Annotated in this window: 17 protein-coding genes; 4 read left to right on the top strand and 13 right to left on the bottom strand. The window is 36.7% G+C overall.

All coding sequences use genetic code 11. The features are described 5' to 3' along the window. Positions 1-74: 74 nt before the first annotated feature. The 6 genes from ACONDI_RS12060 to ACONDI_RS12085 all read right to left on the bottom strand — a co-directional run bounded on the left by ACONDI_RS12060 (position 75) and on the right by ACONDI_RS12085 (position 5,918). Positions 75-995, bottom strand: a complete 921-nt coding sequence (locus ACONDI_RS12060; protein ID WP_241078799.1) for a DUF8173 domain-containing protein — start codon at positions 993-995, stop codon at positions 75-77. A gap of 86 nt (positions 996-1,081) precedes the next feature. Continuing rightward, a complete protein-coding gene (locus tag ACONDI_RS12065; RefSeq protein ID WP_241078800.1) occupies positions 1,082-1,672 on the bottom strand; it encodes an anti-sigma factor family protein in 591 nt (196 codons plus the stop codon). Further along, positions 1,665-2,255, bottom strand: a complete 591-nt coding sequence (locus ACONDI_RS12070) for an RNA polymerase sigma factor (protein WP_241078801.1) — start codon at positions 2,253-2,255, stop codon at positions 1,665-1,667. The genes ACONDI_RS12065 and ACONDI_RS12070 overlap by 8 nt, the downstream gene beginning before the upstream one ends. 261 nt (positions 2,256-2,516) lie before the next feature. After that, a complete protein-coding gene (locus ACONDI_RS12075; protein ID WP_241078802.1) occupies positions 2,517-3,599 on the bottom strand; it encodes a hypothetical protein in 1,083 nt (360 codons plus the stop codon). A 233-nt stretch (positions 3,600-3,832) separates the two neighbouring features. Next, entirely contained in the window at positions 3,833-4,480 is a 648-nt protein-coding gene (locus tag ACONDI_RS12080) for a response regulator transcription factor (RefSeq protein ID WP_241078803.1), read from the bottom strand. 22 nt (positions 4,481-4,502) lie between these two features. Continuing rightward, the gene (locus ACONDI_RS12085; protein WP_241078804.1) at positions 4,503-5,918 is read right to left on the bottom strand and encodes a sensor histidine kinase; all 1,416 of its coding nucleotides are present in this window, start codon (positions 5,916-5,918) and stop codon (positions 4,503-4,505) included. Between the two features lie 101 nt (positions 5,919-6,019). On the opposite strand from ACONDI_RS12085, the gene ACONDI_RS12090 reads away from it, so the two are divergent. Further along, positions 6,020-7,354, top strand: a complete 1,335-nt coding sequence (locus tag ACONDI_RS12090) for a dihydrolipoyl dehydrogenase family protein (RefSeq protein ID WP_241078805.1) — start codon at positions 6,020-6,022, stop codon at positions 7,352-7,354. A 45-nt stretch (positions 7,355-7,399) separates the two neighbouring features. Here the strand turns inward: ACONDI_RS12090 and ACONDI_RS12095 are convergent, their stop codons facing one another. Then, complete coding sequence (locus tag ACONDI_RS12095; protein WP_241078806.1) at positions 7,400-8,998, bottom strand: SpoIIE family protein phosphatase; 1,599 nt, start codon at positions 8,996-8,998, stop codon at positions 7,400-7,402. Positions 8,999-9,282: 284 nt separating this feature from the next. On the opposite strand from ACONDI_RS12095, the gene ACONDI_RS12100 reads away from it, so the two are divergent. The 3 genes from ACONDI_RS12100 (at position 9,283) to ACONDI_RS12110 (ending at position 11,732) form a co-directional block, all read left to right on the top strand. Further along, a complete protein-coding gene (locus tag ACONDI_RS12100; RefSeq protein WP_241078807.1) occupies positions 9,283-9,834 on the top strand; it encodes a LemA family protein in 552 nt (183 codons plus the stop codon). A 59-nt stretch (positions 9,835-9,893) separates the two neighbouring features. Next, positions 9,894-10,865: a M48 family metallopeptidase gene (locus ACONDI_RS12105; RefSeq protein ID WP_241078808.1), complete on the top strand. Its 972-nt coding sequence runs from the start codon at positions 9,894-9,896 to the stop codon at positions 10,863-10,865. A gap of 126 nt (positions 10,866-10,991) precedes the next feature. After that, complete coding sequence (locus tag ACONDI_RS12110) at positions 10,992-11,732, top strand: hypothetical protein (protein WP_241078809.1); 741 nt, start codon at positions 10,992-10,994, stop codon at positions 11,730-11,732. Positions 11,733-11,759: 27 nt separating this feature from the next. On the opposite strand, the gene yqeC is transcribed toward ACONDI_RS12110, so the two are convergent. From yqeC to nuoF, 6 genes are all read right to left on the bottom strand, one after another. Next, positions 11,760-12,539 (bottom strand): selenium cofactor biosynthesis protein YqeC, encoded by a 780-nt coding sequence (gene yqeC, locus ACONDI_RS12115; RefSeq protein ID WP_241078810.1) that lies wholly within the window; start codon positions 12,537-12,539, stop codon positions 11,760-11,762. 184 nt (positions 12,540-12,723) lie between these two features. Continuing rightward, the gene (locus ACONDI_RS12120; RefSeq protein ID WP_241078811.1) at positions 12,724-13,866 is read right to left on the bottom strand and encodes a sugar ABC transporter substrate-binding protein; all 1,143 of its coding nucleotides are present in this window, start codon (positions 13,864-13,866) and stop codon (positions 12,724-12,726) included. Between the two features lie 187 nt (positions 13,867-14,053). Then, a complete protein-coding gene (locus ACONDI_RS12125) occupies positions 14,054-15,295 on the bottom strand; it encodes a DUF362 domain-containing protein (protein WP_241078812.1) in 1,242 nt (413 codons plus the stop codon). A 424-nt stretch (positions 15,296-15,719) separates the two neighbouring features. Next, on the bottom strand, positions 15,720-16,154 hold the full coding sequence (locus tag ACONDI_RS12130) for a hypothetical protein (RefSeq protein WP_241078813.1): 435 nt from the start codon (positions 16,152-16,154) through the stop codon (positions 15,720-15,722). A gap of 252 nt (positions 16,155-16,406) precedes the next feature. Continuing rightward, positions 16,407-19,775, bottom strand: a complete 3,369-nt coding sequence (locus tag ACONDI_RS12135; protein ID WP_241078814.1) for an NAD(P)-binding protein — start codon at positions 19,773-19,775, stop codon at positions 16,407-16,409. Then, positions 19,775-21,589 (bottom strand): NADH-quinone oxidoreductase subunit NuoF, encoded by a 1,815-nt coding sequence (gene nuoF / locus ACONDI_RS12145; RefSeq protein ID WP_277397773.1) that lies wholly within the window; start codon positions 21,587-21,589, stop codon positions 19,775-19,777. Before nuoF ends, ACONDI_RS12135 begins: the two co-directional genes overlap by 1 nt.

Raw genomic sequence — 21,589 nt, forward strand, 5'->3', positions numbered from 1 at the left:
ATTTTTGTGCCAAAAAAAAAGACCCCCGAAAATCCCGAGGATCTATTAAAGGAATAAGATGAATGAAAAGTACATTACCCGGTTTTTTTGAACCAGGGGTTCATAGTGCCAAACTTCGTATCTATGACAAGGCCTAAGGAGATAATCACAATAGCTATATAAATAAAGGCACTAATTAAAGGTAACTGCTGTATTAACCACAGAGACACATAGCCTACAATTAACTCAATTGCAATAGTCTGAGATGTTTTGAATAGATTAAGAATATATCTACCTACTAGCACTGCAAGGGCTACATAGCCATAAAATACCACTGCAAAAAATCCTATAATCAAAAATGGCACCAGAGGAAGACCTATTATTGTCAGTGCTACAGCAAGAAGAAGCACTGGAAAAACTGCCAGCCCTATAAGTCCTATAAGAAGAATCCTGCCAATATTTCTCTCCAAATAATCAGACATGTTATCAATGTATTTTTTAGTTAGAGATACCACAAGAAAAGCTATCACCAAAAACCCAAGTAAAGACACTATCCTAATAGCCATTCCAAAAACATTACCAAGAGCCATCATACCCGGGGCATGCACACCAATTGCACTCAATCTGTCAATCACACCTCCTGCCTGTATCGATATCTCACCGCCTCTAAGGGTGCCATCATTAGAGACTGTCAAAGCTCCTCCCATTGTAATAGCATCCCCATGAACCACACCATTTATCTTGACATCACCGGCAAAAGCTATTACGTCTCCTTCTACTTCTCCATCAACCACCACATTACCACTAAAGGCAACTACATCGCCCTCAATTATCTGCCCCGCTTCAACATGTACATCTCCACTAAATTTGACTATTTCGCCTCTTCTTTCCAATTCTTGACTCTGTTCATTTCCTTCAACTGCATTAACATAACTGTTTTCTATTATCCCAGCACCCTGAAATATTAAAGCAAAAAACATCACAATAAATACTGAAATTACTAATCTTTTTCTCATTAATCTTCCTCCTTATAAAAGTTAAAATAGATGCAATTTAACTGCAAAACATATGATCAAAGTAAAGTTTTGTTTTTAATCGTAATTCAGTTTGATACAATTCTTGCAAGGGTTCGGTATAATAACAACAAGACAGCCAAGGACAATATAAATAATGTAAAGTATATCTCGAAAATCGAACTATATATCCCAAAAAATATTTCAAAAGTAACCTGGGCAAATGCCAGCAGAGCTTCTAAGAGCGAAAGAATATATATTCCAAAAGATAGAACTTGACTTATTATCCAACTGCTAACACTCGAAAAAGCAGCTAGCATCGAACTAACCTCTGTAATAATCTGCTCCCTAAACAATGCCCCCTGTAGTATTATTAATGCCGCAATGAAAATAATTTTTACCCCAACTAAAATTCTATTTTTATAAATAGATTTATCTAACTCTGGGATAGGTTTGCTATTTATCTCTTCCATCACTTGAGCTTCAAAATTTACCGGTACTGCTGCTTTTTTAACATCATCAAAGCTAGAATAAAGATTTTTTAGCTCTTCTAGCCGCCTTTCGCACTTAGGGCAGTTTTCTATATGGGAACTAAGCTTTTCTTTTTCTTCACTACCTAGCATGCCATCTAGATATAGATTTATAGCACTTTCATCGCATCTTTGATATCTTTTAATCATCATCGACCTCCTTCAAAAAAACAAGCTCTTTTTGGAGAAGTTTTCTCCCTTTGAATAACCTGTTCTTTACTTTTGATTGATTTATATCAAGAATCTCTGCTATTTCTTTGTAGTTAAAGCCATTAATGTGATAGAGAACCACTACAGCCCTGAATTCGTGGGGGAGCTTTTTTATTGCTTTTTCCATGTAGTTTAGCTGTTCTTTTTGGATCAAATTCTCTTCTGGCCCTTCTGATCCATTAGTGCTTTCTAACTTTTGCATACTGTCATCATCTTTTAAAAGAATATCTTTCTTTTTTTTCAAATAATCGAGGCAGGTATTTGTAGCTATTTTGTATATCCAGGTGCTAAATTTGTACTTAGCATCAAAAGTATCAAGTTTTTGATAAGCTTTTATGAAGCTCTCCTGGGCAAGGTCCTCTGCATCCTGGCTGTTTTTGACCATTCTTTTTGTAAGAGTCAAAATCCCCTTTGAGTATCTATTTACGATCTCAGAGTAGAAAGAGCTATCTCCATATTCTAGTATCTTCTTGACAATTTTTTCATCTGATAGATAATCAGTTAGATAGTCATTGCTTCCCAAAAGTACCCACCTCTGTTAAAAAACCTGACTCTAATTCCAATAATGAATGTCATATATGTTTAGCAATAGTATTTGGTTTTATTTTTTTATCTATTAAGTAATACGATCAGGTTTTAAAAAAGTTTATATCAATCCCGAAATATTATTTTAATTTAAATTTATCATAAAAAATAAGCCAGCAGCTACTAAAGAGTAACTGCTGGCTTATTTTTCGGGGGCTTGTTTTGTTTTTGTTTTAGTTAATTAAGTTAGAAGTTATATCTAGAATCGACCAATAACAACTTCATCTTCAGCTAAGATTCCGGTATTAACAAGTGCTCTCTGGTAAGATGTACTTTCACGAGACATTCTTACAGTTGCGCCAGTTATAGTATCGATAGAATCTTGAGCTGTGTTTGTTGCACCAGATGGTACATCTACTCCAAATACATTGTCTTCATTGACAGCATCTCCCCATCTGTCCACTTCCCAATCTACTAAGGAAGTAAGCTCAGTAGCATCTTGGCCTTCAAGATATTCGGTAATAGCATCGTAGTTACCTGACCAACCACCTAAGCTGTGATACCCGTATTCTACACCCATAGGTACAGGTGTATTATTTTCAAATTCTACACCCATAGCTTCTAAAAACTCTTTTACTGTGGTGTCATTATCCATTCCTTCAAAAGTTCCATAATCGTTAACAACATGATTCCAGTTATCAATATCAAAAATGGTATTGTCTGCTAACTCGTCCCAATCAGGCATATCTGATCCGCCGGTTCTCTTTGTGGGTATAAACTGATCTTCATTTCCTACAGTTAGACCTTCTCCAATTGTAGTGTTCTCGAAGTCGTAATCTTCATCAAACTTCATCTCAAACTGGAACCTTGTCCATGGGTCAACTATAACTGCAGCAGTTTGTCCTGTATCTTCATCTACTTCTACGGCCCATAAGGACATCATGTTGTTTGTTGAAATCTTAAACATAGAGTTCCCTTCTTCTAAGTCTTCACCTTCTGTATCTGCAAAAGTAGGCTCTTCTTCAAAATCAACCCAGATATCTGCTGCATCGTCATTACGTGTTCCCCAGTATCCATCATACATTTGGAAATAACGCATTTTTGCATTTTGAATAATTCCATCTTCATCAAGTTCTAGGATAGTCTCGATGTATCTTTCTGCCTCATCTAATTCTGCTCCGTCTGCTTCCCCCTGCCAGGAATAACCTACGTAAGTTCCTTCCAAAGAATCATCTTCTGGTATGTCAGCTACTTCCTCCTTCTCACAACCGGCAGCAGCAACTACTAATGATAAAGCTAGAACAATCACAAGCATTAATCCCCCTCTTTTGTTAAATTTCACTATTACTTCCCCCTCTCATTTTTTTAAAAAAAGCCCCCTTCTAAAATATACGAAACTTCATATCGTTTTTCTTATTTTAACTAATTTGCACAGGTAATTGCTAGTTACAATCGTACTATTGATCATAGTACGATTGTACTTGTAGGGTTTCCCAAATAAAAAAGGCCTTAACACCACACGGACGCATTGTGTGTTTTAGGCCTTTCGTCAATCCTTTTATTTGTTTTTTTATGTTAGCTATTTTTATCTTTTAACTCTGAGGCATAAAATGCCGCAGCCTGGGCTCTATTACTTAAATCTAATTTACTCATAATACTGCTAAGCTGATTTCTTACAGTTTTTTCGCTAATATATAGTTTTTCACCAATTTCTTTATTGGTTTTTCCTTCTGATACTAATTCTAATATATTAAATTCTCTAGGAGATAGTCTTTCAGAGGTTTTTTTCCTTTTATTTTCATTTTTCTCTTGTAGTCTTTCCATAACTTTTTGGGTTATTTCGTTACTCAAAAGCGGCTGACCCATAGCAGCCTTTACGACGGTATCTACAAGGGATTTGGCTTTAACCTCCTTTAGCAGATAGCCTGATGCTCCGGCAAGGATGGATTCGATTAAAGCATCATCATCAGAATAAGCTGTCAGCATTACAACATTTGCTTCAGGGTTATTATTCATAATCTCTTCACATGCTTTAACTCCACTTTTGTCTGGCAGTCTGATATCCATTATAATTACGTCATAATTGCCTTCTTTTGCTTTGTTGATAGCACTCTCGCCATCTGCTGCTTCATCTACTTGTTCTATCCTATCATCCCTCGTTAAGTGTTGTTTTAGACCAATACGAACAATCTCATGATCATCAACAATCAAAACTTTATACAAAACCCCTCACCCCTCAAGTAATTTAATCAAGTGGCACTTCTAATTTAACCCTGGTACCTTTTGAGTTCTCTGTTGTAAGCCAAAAGCTGCCACCTAAGTTATTCATTCTTTCCTTAACATTTATCAGTCCTAGTTTGTCGCCTTTTTTTTGCTTTTCTTCTAATTTGTTAAGATCTATCCCTCTTCCGTTATCTTGTGTAATTATAACTAATTTATCTTTTTCCTGGTTTAGCTCTATTGTCACAAGGTCACCCCTTGAATGCTTTATAGCATTGATTAGTAACTCACTGAGTACATGATATAAGTTTGCTTTTATATTTGGAGGCACCACCAGAGATGGTTTTAGATTATTAGTTATTTTGATATCCATATTATAGTTTAGCTTATCTTTAAGCTTTTCTAACAGGTCCAAAAGTGTCTGTGAGGCATATTCAGCCGTTTTTAGGTCTTCAATATGAAGCCTAAGATTAGATAAAACTTTATTTAAGCTGTCAATCGAATTCTCTACCTGTGATTTTATTTTATCATATTCATCATTTTCAATGTCGTCTATACTCGTTTCAAGACCAAGGCCTACTGCATATATAGATTGGATAACATCATCATGCAGGTCTTTTTTAATTCTTTCTCTTTCTAAAAGAATTGCATTTTCGCTGTCTATCCTGCTGAGCTTTGCTAAATTCTCTGACTGGATATTTCTCAAAATAATAATAATGCAAATAGTGATTAATAAGCAGAAAAAAGTCCTAAAGAGAGGCACAGGTATATTTACCAGCCTGAAAAATACGTCCATATTTACTACAGAGGACGGGAAAAAATATCCTTCAGGTACAATTACCCCTGCAAAAATTCCATACAAAATAAGGGAAAAAGTCAAAATATTATAATTCATAGATACATTTTTATTGTAAAGTCTATCTTTATTCTGTTTTTTGTGAAGATAAAAAGCTATCCCAGAGATCAGTCCTCCCGGAAAAGCAAAAAAGTACCTGCTTATTATCTGCGCAGAATTAAACCACAGCTCTGTGTTTTCCCCAATCAAAATCAACCTATAAATTACAAAATAGCCTAGCCAAACTAAAATAAGAAAGATAGAAAAATATATTATATATTTTATTACTTCGTTGCCTTTTAGATCATACAGAAATTTTAGACCAAATAATAATAAAAAACCAAAAGAAATCCCTACCAGGTTTAAATTTATAAGTTCTAAAACAAATTCTGAAAAATGAGACTCTCTGAAAGGAATGTAAAAGTAACTCCATTCAGAAACCCCGTGCAAATACCCAAAAACAGCTAATAGCCACAGGTTCCCTACAATTGTCTTACTTGAATAATCTTTAACCTGAAGGGTTATAGCAATAGCCATTATAATAAATGACAATCCGTATATGAAATATATTTCAGCCAGGTATTCTATAAAAAATTCCTTAATCATAGTACAAATCCTCCCTACAAAATGATACCATAAATATAAAATAATTAAATGTACAAAATTTTGCAAAAAAGTGTAAGTTAATAAAGAAGGGGGAAAATTTAATGAAATATGATGTGACTGTTATTGGCGGTGGGCCAGGAGGTATTGCCTGTGCTGTAAAATCTTCAAAGCTAGGGCTAAAAACTGCGTTAGTCGAAAAGAACTTCCCCGGAGGTGATGCTATTAATGAAGGTTATTACCCTTTGAAAGTGCTGCTCTCAGATGACGAAAAAGTTTTGCCAGAAAGGATACAAAATGCATCTTTTGCCTGGCATGATAGGTTAAGAAAGTGCGGTGTAGACGTAATTGAAGGAGAGGCAGAAGTCCTTGATGAAGGTAAAATCAAAATAATAACAAGCACCCATACTCAAAACATACATACAAAAAATATTGTCATCGCCACAGGAAATGTCCCTGTCTCACCAGTGGAGGGCGTCAAGCTAGATGGACAAGGATTTATCTCTTATCAGCATGCTATGAAAGAAAGCAAAGCGGGTGAGTTGACGGGAGATAAGATAGCAATCTTAGGTGCTGATGTAGAGGGCTGTGAATTTGCATCTTTTTTTAGATCTACAGGCAAGGATGTGTCTCTTTTTGAAACTTTGGATAGGATTATGCCTCTATGTGATAAAGATACAGGAAGTTATCTTTATGATAGCTTTGTCCATCATGGTATTAAGATTAAAACCAATACCAAAGTCACAAACTGCAGTTACGAAAAGGCTCAGGACAACGATAGAAGCAATATAAACAATAGAAAAGTCAAGTTAGAGTTTGAAAACAGTGACCCAGAACTTTTTGACCGGGTTCTTCTCACCGGAAAAAGCATTCCAAAATTCCCTGAAGGTTTAGATAAGCTTGGGATATCTTGTAAAGATGATGGGTATATAAAAGTTGATTCAAAGATGAAAACATCGGTGGATGGAATATATGCTATTGGAGATGTTATAGGGGGGATAACGTCTGCTAATGCAGCCATATTAGAAGGAAGGACAGCGGCAGTTAATATATCTGGTATAAAAAAAGACATAGATTATTCTACTATGCCTTATGTGTTCTTTACTAATCCGCAAATATCTGCTGTAGGACTTAGAGAGATGGATGTTATAAGTAAAGAAATCCCTTATAAAGTTGGTAAAATTGATTTTAGATACAATCTAAGAGCACTCTCCCTTGGATATGACAGAGGTTTTGTCAAGGTATTAGTTAATCCAGAAGAAAATATAATCTTGGGTATACACATTATAGGGGATAATATATCGGAGCTAATCCCCCTCTCCACCCTGGCATACAGTAAGGCTATATCTACCTATGATATTACAGATCTGCCGCTGCCCCATCCGATCATGGGGGAAATCGTATTAGAAGCTATAGAAGAAGCACTATATGAAGCTTAATTATAAGAAGTACAATGCAAAACCGAACAGGATCAGATTATCAGATCATAATGTATTTAACGTGTTGATCTGCATAACAAGAAAAGTGATATCGTCATTCCCCTGAAGAGAGCCACCATTAAAACGTCTAAAGTCTTCATTTAAAAACTCGACAATAAATTCAGGGGACAAATAGCAATAGTCATAAAAAACTGATCGCAATCTTTCGTCGTATACTTTGCCCATATTTTCTTGTTCTGTAAGACCGTCAGTATAGATTAACAAAGTAGCTCCCTCGGTTAGAGTACAGGAGCTTTCGCCAAAATCAATAATATCTGCCGGGTATGCCTTCGATATCGGAAGTCCCTGGCTTTTTAGTTCTTTAAGCTTTTCATCAATAACAAGAAGGGGTGGGGTCTGAAACCCAACTCCACTATAGGTCAGCTCTAGTGTATTTAAGTCCAGCACAGCAACAAAAATACAGATAAAGTAGTCATCAGGATAATTTTCTTTACCAAATTGATCCGAAAGGTATTTTAATACCTTTTCAGGTGTTATCTCTTTTTCCTCTACTAAGTTAACATAATTTTGGATTGTGTTTTTAACAAATACGCTCATCATTGCCCCTTCAAGGCTGTGACCGGTTACATCAGAGAGATAAAATACTATCTTTTCATCAAGTTCCATAACATCATAAAAGTCTCCTCCTAACCGTTCTGCAGGGTAATGATGAGCCCCAAAAGAAACCTGTTCGAGCTCAGGCAAAGATTCGGGCAATATTCTTTCATGGATCTGCTTTGCCTTTTGGAGCTCTTCATCTAGCTTATTATAAAGATTTTCTAACTCTAAGTTTTTTAGTTCAACTTCTGCTGTGTATTGATTGATCTTTTCCTGGTTTTCCTTGTTTTCAGTTATGTCCCTTATAATAGAAATAACTTCGTCATTATTAGTGGGTACGAGCCTCGCCTCAAAATATCTTTCTTCCCCGTTCAAAATAGCCAGTTTGTACTCTGTTCTCTGCATTTTGCCGGTTGCAATAGCTTCCTCCATGGAATAGCACACCCTATCTACCACCTCTCGAGGGAGTGTTTCGGATATATTTTTACCAATTGCATTTTCTTCAGCTATATAAAGCATTAATTCATCAGGTGCGTTAATATCAAGAAATTTGCCATCTCTATTAAGTCTAACAATTATATCTGGAATTGCCGACATAATGGTATTACTAAATTTTTCACTTTGAACAAGGGCACTTTCTACTTCTTTTCTTTTTGATATGTCTTTTGAAGCACCAATAATTTTAACTACTTTATCATTTTTTACAATGGGAAATAGAGTTGTAAGCCAGGTTTTATCATCTTCTTTAAAATTTATTGATTCCTGATAGTTTAATTCTTTTTTAGTTTTAAAGCATTCTTGATACTTTGACACCTGCAAGCCACCTGTTTTTTTATCAAACACTTCCACAGGAGTTTTCCCAATTACCTGATCTATATCTTTTATCCCGGTTTGTTTTTTGTATGCTTCATTTACATATTCATAGAAAAAATTATTATTATCGTCTATGCTTATTAAAAAAACAGCATCGTGGATGCTATTCATTATTCCTTCAAACAATATAGATAAATCTCCTAAGTTATCAATTAAGTATTTTTGCAATGGCATAATTCACTCCTCCATTATTGGCTGCACATTAAGCAATATATGTATTAAACACATCAAAATTACATCAGATTCAATATTACATAGAGTCCATTATACTATATTAGGATTGTTTATTATATATTCTTCTAAATAAATCAAATTCCTGTTACCATCACAAAATTATATAAGTATAAAAAATAAATATAGAAAAGAGTTAGTAAAACTAATATAATGAAGTATAATGATTAAATGGAAAATAAATGATTGATTCTGGTGCAAAGATAAATTCAAAGGAGGTATGAAAAATGATTATCGCATTGGTTGTTTTAGGAGTGATAATATTATATGTTGTTGTACTTTATAACGGTCTAATATCTAAGAAAAACAACGTAGACCGAGCCTGGAGCGACATTGACACACACCTGCAAAAAAGATACGACCTTGTCCCAAACCTTGTTAATACTGTAAAGGGTTATATGAAACACGAACAGGAGGTCTTAGAAAATATTACCCAAGCCCGCACAAAATGGATGAATTCTAGTACCCTTAAAGATAAAGAAGCAGCTGAAAATCAAATGGCAGGTGCATTAAAGAGCTTATTCGCCGTTTCTGAGAACTATCCGGAGTTAAAGGCTAACGAAAACTTTAAGCTTTTACAGGAAGATTTGACCGCTATCGAAAATAAGCTTGCTTATGCTAGACAAAGATACAATAGAACTGTTAAGGCTTTTAACACTGCGATTCAGAAGTTCCCTGCTGTAATCTTTGCAAACATGCTAAACTTTGAACAGCAGGAATATTTCGAAGTTGAAACTGAAGAAGCAAGAAGGCCTGTTGAGGTGAACTTTGACGAGTAAAAGAAAAATAAGAATGCAGATATATTTAAGGTGAGTAAAGTGAGGTGTAATTACTAAAAATGCTTATTGAAGAACACATTAAGCGCAACAAACTAAAAACTTACTTGCTTTTCGGGCTGTATATTTTTTTATTTGCTGCAGTAGCCTTTTTACTCGGATTATATACCGGAGATGTAGTAACCTGGGGAATACTGTTCGGTGTTGTTTTTGTTGTTATGTTTATAATTAGTAACTTCTTTGGCAAAAATGTAATCGCCAAGATGACAGGAGCAAGAGAGGTTACAAGAGAACAAGAGCCATATCTCTATCACACAATTGACGGGCTTAGTATAGCAGCAGGTATTAATACCCCCAAAGCTTATATTATAGAAACTGATACTCCTAATGCCTTCGCTGCTGGCTCTTCTCCCAAAAATGCTATCGTTGGGGTGACAAGGGGACTTTTGAATAGATTAAACAGGGAAGAGCTTGAAGCAGTTATCGCACATGAAATGGCTCATATTAAAAATTACGATATTAAGGTAGCTACTATATCCGTAGTACTTGCAGGGACTATAGTTTTTGTGGCTCATATGATGAGAAGGAGTCTTTTTTGGGGTAGATTTGGCCGTGCTGGCATGGGTGGAGGCTCTAGACGAGGAGGCAGTGGCAAAGGCGGTGCCGCTGTAATTCAAATTCTTGCTTTGATTGTAGTGATTATAATTGCCCCTCTAATGGCAAGGATAATACAGTTTGCAATCTCAAGAAAAAGAGAATACCTTGCAGATGCAAGTGGTGCTGAATTAACAGGGTATCCTGAAGCACTTGCAAGCGCCCTTGAAAAAATCTCCGGTATGCAAAAAGATGATACAAAACTAGACAACGATGCCATTAAAGGGCTGTTTATCGTTAATCCTTCTTTGGAGGATAGTGCAGGTGCTGTAGGCAGCGAGCAGACAGATGTGATGAGCTTTAGCGGCAAAAGAAAAAGTAGTCTTTTTTCTACACATCCGGATGTTAAAGATAGAATAGAGCGGCTTCGAAGCATGTAAATATTTTTTAAACATATTAATCACAGGTTGAAAACCTCTTTTTTTATGTTTTATAATCTTTTTCAAGTGGTGTTTTCTTGTGGTGTTTTCTTTAATTTGTAGTCATAAATTTTGGAGGCAGATAGCTTGGAAAAAAAGCAAATACCATTTATAATAACAATTTCCTATTTCATTGCCTTTATCGGTATTAGGATGGCAGTACTAATAGCCGGCTCTGCTGAGAGTGAGTTCGCAGATGCTGCAAAACACGGATTAACTCCAGAGGTAGATTTTTATATAGGCAGAAATATAATACTTTTTGGTTATCATATTCACCATTTTTATTTTGGAATCGCTCTTATATGTATAGCAGGGTGGCTTGCTTTGGTTGGATCAGAGTTTTTGAAAAAGCAGCATATAGCCTTTTTGTACGGGACTGGGCTTGGGTTATTCATGGACGAGATTGGACTTTTACTCACCTGGGGTGATTATTATTCTAGCTTGACTTACCTTATCAGCTTATTCTTGGCAGGGATTCTGGTCAACATAGTGTTTTTTCCATATTTTTGGAGAAGCGTTAAGGAAAACCTGGTAAGTACCAGTCCAAACTCATTCTTTTGGAAAATAACATTATATAACAAAAATTTTGTGAGGACGGTGGATAACTTGAGTAATGATACTAATAAAACTCACAGAGCCAGTTTAGTATTTACTGGGGTCATTTATATTGCTGTCGGATTTTTAATCCTATTGTACCCTGAGTTTGTTTATTACTGGGTTGCAGGTGGATTTTTCATCCAGGGTGCAGCTTCTCTAATTAGAGCCTGGCAGAATAAAGAAGACGAAAAAGAAGAAGCAGAAAAAAGTAAAGCCCAAAATACATCATAGTTTGTCATAGCACAGTTTATTCATAACCTAGTTAAGCACCTTCTGTACCGGGTTCATTGCCTTTAAGGTCCCAAGTATTATCCTATCAAATTTTATTTTGTCTGATTTTGCTAACTTAGATACAATGGGCAGGGCTTTGTTTAATTCTTTTTCGGTATCAACTTTATTAATAAATAATATCACTCTTGCATCAAAAGACATTTTACTAGCTCTAAGTGATGTGTATTCAATGATCTTTCTAAAATAATTTTCTTTCAAAACACTTCCTATTTTTAACCCTGTTATTTTGGCTGCTAGCTCTGCTCTATGAACGTGTTCTTCAGTTAATTTTTTGTCTACTGCATCAATCCCTGTCATCATTACAACCACATCTGTTCCTCCAGGTATCACAGGTTCATTTTCCAAAAAACCACCTTTTAGCGGTTTTCTTTTGGCACCGTCAGCTTCTACGATCATACTTTCTACTAGACCTTCAGTCTTTACAAACTCTTTAAGCTCCTTAATCCATTTCGTAGGCACACCTTCTACTTTATTTCCTGCAATTTTTTTAGAGGCCAAGAAAATAGTTTTATCATCTGGATTTATGGTTTTTAATTCTTTTTTTACCTGCTTCAAATCATCTGAAATAATATATTTATCAACTTTTTTGGGGCAAAGATGCTCCATTTGGGTAGTTGTTGTAATGATAACTCGTTCCTCCATTGTTAATTCTCCTGCAAGACGCAAGATAAAACTTGTTTTGCCCCCACCTCCAACAACACTTATCACTCTATCGTCAAAACCAAGGGACATCCCTTCTATTAACATATATAGCACTCCTATCTATATAAACTGCTTTTATATTTAAAGGTACATTATAGTCCAAAAATTATAGTATGCCTAATTTAAGATTATTATTCCAAAGTTAATATAATTTAATGAAGCGGCCCACCAAAAGAAATTAGGCCGCTTCAATTAGTAATTAATACATTTCTAAACAAGTAAGTTTATATTAATCCCAGAGATGGTCCAGTTTATTCTCCCAAAGCCTCTCATCATCAGGATCTACTTCATGGGGCACTAAAGGTCCCTGCTGCTTCAAGTATCCACCTTCATCAGCCCATGGGTTTTCTTCTACGGGCGCCGGAGCCCAAATAGCGTCCTCATCATCTACTTCATCACCGGGCCTTGGTATTTCTTTTCCTTCATTAAGGTCATTTAAGTACCCTACTGCAAGCTTAGCAGCAGAATATGCAGGCTGTGCTACTATTGACCTTACTTTTCCATCTTTAATTAAATCAAGGCCTTCTGGTCCCATACAGATTCCGGTTATTCCGTAATCGGCCGGATCTTCGCCGTGACTTTCTATAGCGCTAACCGCTCCAGGCCCCATTATATCAGGTGTATGAACATATACACCCAGCACCTCGTCACCATGCCTTGTCAAAAGGTCGCTTGTTCTCTCAAAAGCATCATCATTGTTCCAGTGTCCTTCACCCTGGGCCACTTCTAGCTGAGAATATTCTTCTATAACTTCATTAAAGGCTTCTGTTGAAGCCTGAGCAAACATATCCTGCATAGATCCTGTAATCTCAAGTACCACTCCTTCAGGCACTTCTCCATCATTACGTTCTTTTATACCTTCAATGAAATCTTCAGCTGCTTTTGTGGTAGCTTCATGGATGTCAAAATTAATATATAGCTCTATATCTCCACCTTCAGGGGATGTATCAAGGGCCATTACAGGTATATCCTCTTCATTTAAACTTTCTATACCGGGAACTATAGCCTGTAGATCCACTGCCCCCGCCATAATCAAGCCATCTACCTCCTGAGTGATGTAATTATCCATAAGATTCATTATAGTTTCGGCATCTGCCTGTCCATCCCTTATATCAACATGAACATCACCTAGCTCATCTGCTTTGTTCTCTGCACCTTCTCTAAAAGCCTCTATGTAAGGAGTGCCCGGGTATTTAATAATCATCCCAAAGTTTAGATCAGCATCTTCATCAACTTCAACTTCCGCGTCTTCCATACCGGGATCACCACCAGCATCCTTACCTTCCTCAGGCGAACAGCCAGTTACTATAAACGCAGCCAGTAAAACTGTTAAGATAGTTAACAACAATAATTTACTATTTAGTAATTTCATAAAAAACCCCTCCTCTATTTTTTGCTGCAACAATTAATTTAACTTTTTATTTCTTCATTTTTATTATATTTATTCTATTTGTAGCACCTCCTTCCTTTAAAAAGGCAAAATTCAAATAACTCAAATAATGCCTATCGACTGCCTAAAAATTTTCGACAAAAAATTAATATTTCCTTCGAAAATTTTCTTATTGTAAACATTTAAGTACTTTCAATACTTCATTGTTTTCCGGGGGGCAGCCAAAAACACGGGTTAATTTAACATTTTGCTTATTTGTTTTATTTAAAATTTCAATTTTGAAGGTACATGGTCTAAGAGCACACCTACCAACCAGTATCACTTCAGCGTCGTTTTTGTCATAACTCCCAACACTTTTGGCATCCCCATTTTTTGTCATCTCATTGTATTCTTCCATCTCATTCAATTCACCCGTTATAATTGTTTTATTTGCTAACTTTTTTTCTAAATTGTCTTCTTTTATATCATAAAGACAGCTAATCACAGTATTTTTACACCCTGTGCAAGTCGATTTAGAAAAAACCATCGAAAACCCATCAGCTTCTATTTTTATATCCTTGCCTCTATCAAAATTTTTCACAGGGAGATTATCTTTAGTGTAATCACCAAGAATTTTTATCTTTTCTCTATCGATTGTTCCAAACTTTTTATTAGACAGTGATTTTTCTATGAATAACTCATCCTCATTAACCCCCATTATTTCAGAGGCAATAGCATCAACAGCCACCAAATCCATACCTGCAAGAATAAGGTCCATATTAACAGGGCTACCAAAAACAGGCCCTCTTCCCTCAAGGGCATAAATCCCGTCCATCACCGACAAAACTTGCTTTTCACCAATCAAAGTACTTACAAACTCGCTCAAAGCTTCTGAAAGATTATATTTGTTATGAAATCTCTTTTTTTCTTCATCTGCCAAAAGGCCCTTTAAGTTTTTTATTCCAAGGCTTACTTCAAACTGATCATGAGTTTTCATCACGGGAAGGGTAATGATAACATCTACTTCTTTTACCGTATTATAGATTTTAAATCCGTTTAGCTTTGAAATTTTGTCTTTTTTTAAATCCCTTACATCATAGCCTTTTTGTCTTAACTCATCATAACCGCATGTAGAGATAACATCTTCAGTATTAACACCCACTGCCGAAGAATCACCAATTATAGGAGTTGCTCCAGCTTTAACGACCTGAAGGGCAAGGGCTTCACTTACTTCTACAAGGGTTACAGCTCCGCTTATTCTTTTTGGCGGCACTGCAACCAGGTTTGGTTTTATCAAGACTTTTTGGCCTGGGGTTATATATTTATCTAGTCCAGCTTCAATATAGCTTTTCTCTACAGCATGGATTATCTTTTCTTTATCTAAGTCCCTTACATCCTTCTGTCTAGCTTTATTTACTGAAACAATCGCCATATTAAAACCCTCTCTATCTACATTCATAATACTTTCACATATATAGTACTTGATTCTGGTGCAAAAAGTCATATGAACAAAGGTTTTGTTTTTAATTGTAAAAACACTTAGCTTATGTGAATAGACTTTTTGCACCAGAATCAAATTTTATATTACATCAAAAATCCTGAGAAAGATGATTATAATTATTAAAATAGATATATTCAAGGATATAACAGATATTTTTCGATTCGCAAGAATAAAAGCCCTGCCAACCAGGGAGGTTATTTTTAACAGTAACAATGATATTAGATAAAAGTAAAAATCACCCATCATTAAGTCCTCCCTTGTTAATTCTTTTTGATAGAAAATTTTAGACTTTGTAGACATACTAAAGCCTTTAAGGAGGCTTATCATCTCTTAAAGGCTTCAGCTAAATGGTTCTTTATCTAACAACGTTCTGTGTTTTGTAGATATTTCGGTGAGTTATGTCTATATCAAACAGCTCATTGTCATTACTATCCGTAAATTTTTGTTCAATTCTTTTAGTAACAGTTTTGAAATGTTTTTCTTCTATATTGATTAATAATACAATAATTTGATTCTCATTCCATATAGTCACTAAATCGCTTTTTCTAAGGGCATGCCAAAGAATGTCCTTTAAATTTTTTGCAGCACTCTCAATCTGCTCATAAGATATTTGGCTTTTTCTGCGCATTGTAATTATCATGATTATGGAGTTCCTATTATAACGATAGCTTATCCTTTTCTCCAGGTTATATACAAACTTAAAGTAATCAACTTCACAGAAAATAGGGCCTTCTAAAAGCTCGTGATCTGTTAAAATTTTGTCGATTAAAAAAGAATCTACTTCTTTCATAAGCTTACCCCCCCTTTACTTTATTACTTTAACAAAGGTGGTATTATTGTGAAAATATTCTTTATTATTACTTTAAGTATAACTTATTTTTTCCCAAAAATATATTACTTTTTAATTACTTTTACATCTTCAAACATAAAAATCTCCCCTTTAAGTATTAGATTCTTGTTTAATCTAATTACATAAAGGGGAGATTACCCGAATCAAAAGATCATCTTAAGTTAGCTTTTAAGCTTTTGACTTGTTAATTTATTAAATCTTTTCAACTTCTTTGGCAAGTACATCAAACTTATCTACTGCTTTTTTGCCAAGATTATCAGCAAGCTCATTAACTACCTGCCAGCTTTCCTTACCTGCAGGAGGCATTAAAACACAATTAACTTTTTGTTTGTCGCCAACTGAGTTTATCATTGTACCTCTCTTCTCGGAGTGAGAAGTACCTGGCAAAATGACATCTGCATTTTTGATGTTTTCTTCTAATACCGGGCTAACAACTACTTTGTAGACATCATTTAGTCCCATAATTTCCTCTGGCAGATCATCTTCCGATGCTAGAATTATCATACCTTTTATCTTGCCATCTTTTGCTTTGTTTAATACATCGATGCAGTCGCTAACCGTTGATTTGATCCCTGCTTCCATAAATCCAAGGGTATTACCATAAGGCTGTAGTAATAACGCACTGTCTTCAATTTCTTCAATAAGCTTTAGTTCTTCTTCTTTGATATTTGCACCGTCACAGACAATTACAGGATTTTCTGCCTCTAGATATCCTTTGATAGCTTTAAATAACTTCTGCGGAGTTATATTAAGCTTTTCTGCTGCGTCCATTATAGCATCTTTTACTTTGTCGTCACCTGCTCCTTTGCATTCTTTTAACATCTCTAAGAATATTTTTGCCTTAGAAGGAGTTATGCGAAGTGATGCACAGACGTCTTTTTCTAATCTAATTGGCTTGTTATTGACTGAAAGAGCTTTTTTCTCATCATTGTTTATCGCTTTTCTTATTCTGGTATCTGCAACAGGATAATCTACGTCAACATCTACATTGTACATTAAGATGAAGTCACTATCATCTACAGCGTCGTAATCTTTTAGTATCTTTTGATTCTTGATTGCTTTCTTTGCGTCTGTTACTACGGGACTTGTGGTTAAAACATTTTCTGTTCCAATAACGTCTTCTGCTAATTTCTTCCCTAGTATAGCTTCCTCTAAAGTAAGCTTTGGTGAAATTAGTACTGCTACAGAATCTTTGCCACTATCAGAAGCAATCTGTTTTACTTCCTCTGCTGCTTCTTTAACTGCATTTTCTACTACTGTTTCTTGTAGGTCATTTCCATTTTTTACGTATGCCTTTTCAATACGTTTATCCATATCCCATTCACAAAGCTCGAAAGAACCTTTGATGCATAGATTACCATTATTGACTGTACCATTTCCATTACTTCCGGCAATTGCTCCTCTAACCTCTGCTACAGCGTCTCCTGCTCTGTGAAGTTCAATTTTGCAGCCTACTCCGCAGTGAGGACATACTGATTCTACTGCTTCAGTTTCAAATGGTCCTGGCTTTTCTAGGTTTACTTTGGAAACTAGAGCACCAGTTGGACAACTGCTGATACACTGACCGCAGGATACACAGTCGGTATCTTTAAGTGGTAGTTCAAGGGACGGCTTAACAACTGTGTCAAGTCCTCTATTAACCATACCAAGAGCAGCAATTCCCTGAACTTCTTCACAGATTCTCACACAGTTACCGCATAGTACACATTTGTTAGGGTCACGCTTAACGTATTCATGATCATCAGAGATAGGATGAACCTGGCTATCCATAAGCTTCGTTATCTTATCATCTTCTACCCCGTAGCGTGTTGCAAGTTCTTTAAGTCTGCAGTCATATACATCCTCGCAACCACAGGATAAGCATCTCTCTGTTTCTTTTCTAGCCTGGAATTCTTCGAATCCTTTGTTGAATTCATCGAAGTTAGTTCTTCTTTTTTCAGGGTTTTCCTCTTCAGGGTGCATTCTTTTGATCTCTTCGTATTCTTCAAATTCTGCTCTATCAAGTTCTTCTTTGTTACCTTTAGTAGCATTGTATGGTTTTGCTACTTCTATTGGTTCTCCATTTAGATACTTATCAATAGATTCGGCAGCTTTTTTGCCCTGGCCGATAGCTTCTACTACTGTAGCAGGTCCTGTTACACAGTCCCCTGCAGCAAACACTCCTTCAGTGCTTGTCTGCATTGTCTCTTCGTCTGCGGCTACACTGTCCCATTTGTCTGTTTCTATACAACTCTTAATACAGGCAGCTTCAACTTCCTGACCAACTGCAAGGATTACAGAGTCAACATCAATGGCAAAGTCTGAACCCTCAACGGGCATAGGCCTTCTTCTGCCACTTTCATCCGGCTCACCAAGTTCCATCTGAATACACTCTAACTTCTCGGCACAGCTATCGCCCAGTATCTGCTTTGGATTTGTCAAAAATCTAAATTTAACGCCTTCTTCTTCCGCCTCAATTATCTCAATCTCTTCGGCCGGCATTTCATTTCTTGTACGACGATAAACAACAGTCACATCTGCACCTAATCTAACGGCAGACCTTGCACAGTCCATGGCAGTGTTACCGCCACCTACAACTACTACTTTCTTGCCAAGATCAATTTCTTTTCCATATGCAATATCCCGCAGCAGCTCTACCCCTGAATAAAATCCTGGGATATCACCGCACTGAAGATCAAGCTCTCTGTTCATTTGCGCTCCGATTCCTACAAAAACAGCATCGTATTCTTTCTTTAAGCTCTCTACGGTGAAGTCCTCGCCAAGGGTTACTCCTGTTTTGTAGTCAATTCCTAGCTTAAGGATATGGTCAATCTCTTTGTCAAGGACATCCTCTTTGGGAAGTCTGTACCTTGGAATTCCATATCTCATGAAGCCACCAAGCTCTTCTTCTCTTTCATAGATAGTAACCTCATGTCCCTGCTGTCTAAGGTAATAGGCTCCAGTAAGACCTGCAGGACCTCCCCCTACAATTGCTACTTTCTTACCTGTATCAGGCTTAACTTCAGGCAAAATGTCAGCGCCTGCTTCAAGGTCTTTATCACCTGCGTACCTGTGAAGGGTACAGATAGATACTGATTCCTCTACGATCTGGCGTCTACATTCGTCTTCACAAAATGCAGGACAAACTCTTCCCACAGAAGCAGGGAAAGGCATATTCTGTCTAACGACTTCTGCAGCTTTTCTATACTGGCCATCAGCAATATATGCTATAAATCCTTGAATATCCACACTAGCAGGACATGTCATATTACATGGAGGGCTGCAGTCACCATAGTGATTGGATAATAACAGTTCAAGGGCTGACTTTCTGATCTCATCTATAATTTCAGAATTAGTTTTTACTACCATCCCGTCGTCAGCAACAGTAGAGCAGGCAGTGAGGGGCTTTCTAGCACCTTCAACTTCTACAAAACACATTCTGCACGCTCCAAAAGGCTCAAGACGAGGGTCATAACAAAGGGTCGGTATATCAAGGCCTAGTTTTCTTGCAGCTTCTAGTACCGTACTGCCTTTCGGAACGCTAATTTCTTTACCATCAATTGTCAAATTAACAGCTGCCATTATCTCTCCCCTCCTTTGTTCATCTTTTGAAGCTCTTTTTCTCCAGATAGAGCTTCTATAGCATCAAATTTGCAAGAGCTAATGCAAAGCCCGCACTTGATACACTTTTCAGTATCAATTACATGAGCTTCTTTCTTATCGCCTTCTATTGCATCAGAAGGACATACTTTCTTACATCTTGTACATCCAGTACATTTTTCTTCATCTATAAAGTATAGAATAAGTTCCTTACACTTTTTGGCAGGACATCTTTTTTCATTTACATGGGCTTCATACTCATTTCTAAAGTATTTCAAGGTTGTTAGAACCGGGTTTGGCACTGTCTGGCCAAGTCCACAAAGTGAGCCTGCACTGATCTGCCCACCTAACTTCTCAAGCTCGTCTAAGTCTTCTTCCTTACCTTCACCCTCGGTTATCCTATCTAGTATCTCTAACATCTGATGAGTTCCTATTCTGCAAAAAGTACACTTACCACAGGACTCTTCTGCTGTAAAGTCAAGGAAGAACTTAGCAACGTCTACCATACAGGTGTCTTCGTCAGTAACCAATAGTCCCCCTGAACCCATGATAGCCCCAAGGCTTGTAAGTGAGTCATAGTCAACAGGCGTATCCTGCAGGCTTGCAGGGATACATCCCCCAGATGGACCACCAATCTGCACAGCTTTAAATTCCTTACCTGAAGCAATACCTCCACCTATATCATAAACTATATCTTTTATAGTAACTCCCATGGGAACCTCTATTAGGCCACCTCTTTTAACCTTTCCTGCAAGGGCAAAGACCTTAGTTCCTTTGCTATTTTCTGTACCAAGTTTACTGTAAGCCTCTGCTCCGTCGGTGAAAATTCTTGGTACATTAGCCAAAGTTTCCACGTTGTTAATACAGGTAGGCTGTTTCCACAGTCCTTTTTGGGCAGGGAAAGGAGGTTTAAAGATAGGTGAGCCACGTTTACCTTCTATACTTGCTAGAAGCGCTGTCTCCTCACCACAGACAAAAGCTCCTGCACCTTCTCTGATATAGATGTCAAAATCAAAACCAGAACCCATTATATCTTTTCCTAGATAACCTTTCTTTCTTGCATCATCTATAGCTATATTGAGCCTTTTTACCGCTAGGGGATACTCGGCTCTGATATAAATATATCCTTCATTTGCACCGATTGCATATCCAGCTATAATCATTCCCTCAAGTAAGCTGTGTGGGTCACCTTCAAGGACACTTCTGTCCATAAAAGCACCGGGGTCTCCCTCATCTGCGTTACACACAACATATTTAGGATAATTGTCTTCTATTTTGGTAAAGTTCCATTTCATGTGAGTCGGAAATCCTGCTCCCCCACGTCCTCTAAGACCTGCTTCTTTAACTTCGCCGATAACATCATCAGCACTCATTTTCTCTAGTACATTTTTGAGGCCATCGTATCCTCCAACCTTTTCATAGCTTTCGATACTTTCAGGGTCAATATTTCCGCTATTTCTTAGAAGAATTCTTTCCTGCTTATCTATATAATCCTTGTCTTCAGTCTCTACTACATCAGAATATACTAAAAAATCTTCAACTGGCTTGTTTTGTTCTACATGCTCATCAATTAGCCTCTGGGCTTTGTCTTCAGAGTCAATCCCACCGTACAAATACAGGCCTTTGTCGTCTTTTATCTCAACAAGTGGTTCATTGAAGCACATTCCTATACAGCCAGTCTTAGAAATATCGATACTATCGCCTTTTAGCTTTTCTTCCAAATATTCATGCATCTTATTTGCTCCGGCAGCTATCCCACAGCTAGCGGAACCTACTTTTATCTCTATTTTACTCAT

The sequence above is a fragment of the Natranaerofaba carboxydovora genome, from assembly GCF_022539405.1.
Classification (GTDB): domain Bacteria; phylum Bacillota; class Natranaerobiia; order Natranaerobiales; family Natranaerofabaceae; genus Natranaerofaba; species Natranaerofaba carboxydovora.

What these genes read in the sequence shown, in the direction of transcription:
- ACONDI_RS12095 (WP_241078806.1), bottom strand. Translation starts at nt 8,998, where the DNA reads ATGCCATTGCAAAAATACTTAATTGATAACTTAGGAGATTTATCTATA.
- ACONDI_RS12100 (WP_241078807.1), top strand. Translation starts at nt 9,283, where the DNA reads ATGATTATCGCATTGGTTGTTTTAGGAGTGATAATATTATATGTTGTT.
- ACONDI_RS12085 (WP_241078804.1), bottom strand. Translation starts at nt 5,918, where the DNA reads ATGATTAAGGAATTTTTTATAGAATACCTGGCTGAAATATATTTCATA.
- ACONDI_RS12105 (WP_241078808.1), top strand. Translation starts at nt 9,894, where the DNA reads ATGCTTATTGAAGAACACATTAAGCGCAACAAACTAAAAACTTACTTG.
- yqeC (WP_241078810.1), bottom strand. Translation starts at nt 12,539, where the DNA reads ATGTTAATAGAAGGGATGTCCCTTGGTTTTGACGATAGAGTGATAAGT.
- ACONDI_RS12130 (WP_241078813.1), bottom strand. Translation starts at nt 16,154, where the DNA reads ATGAAAGAAGTAGATTCTTTTTTAATCGACAAAATTTTAACAGATCAC.
- nuoF (WP_277397773.1), bottom strand. Translation starts at nt 21,589, where the DNA reads ATGAGTAAAATAGAGATAAAAGTAGGTTCCGCTAGCTGTGGGATAGCT.
- ACONDI_RS12135 (WP_241078814.1), bottom strand. Translation starts at nt 19,775, where the DNA reads ATGGCAGCTGTTAATTTGACAATTGATGGTAAAGAAATTAGCGTTCCG.
- ACONDI_RS12065 (WP_241078800.1), bottom strand. Translation starts at nt 1,672, where the DNA reads ATGATTAAAAGATATCAAAGATGCGATGAAAGTGCTATAAATCTATAT.
- ACONDI_RS12060 (WP_241078799.1), bottom strand. Translation starts at nt 995, where the DNA reads ATGAGAAAAAGATTAGTAATTTCAGTATTTATTGTGATGTTTTTTGCT.
- ACONDI_RS12090 (WP_241078805.1), top strand. Translation starts at nt 6,020, where the DNA reads ATGAAATATGATGTGACTGTTATTGGCGGTGGGCCAGGAGGTATTGCC.
- ACONDI_RS12120 (WP_241078811.1), bottom strand. Translation starts at nt 13,866, where the DNA reads ATGAAATTACTAAATAGTAAATTATTGTTGTTAACTATCTTAACAGTT.
- ACONDI_RS12125 (WP_241078812.1), bottom strand. Translation starts at nt 15,295, where the DNA reads ATGGCGATTGTTTCAGTAAATAAAGCTAGACAGAAGGATGTAAGGGAC.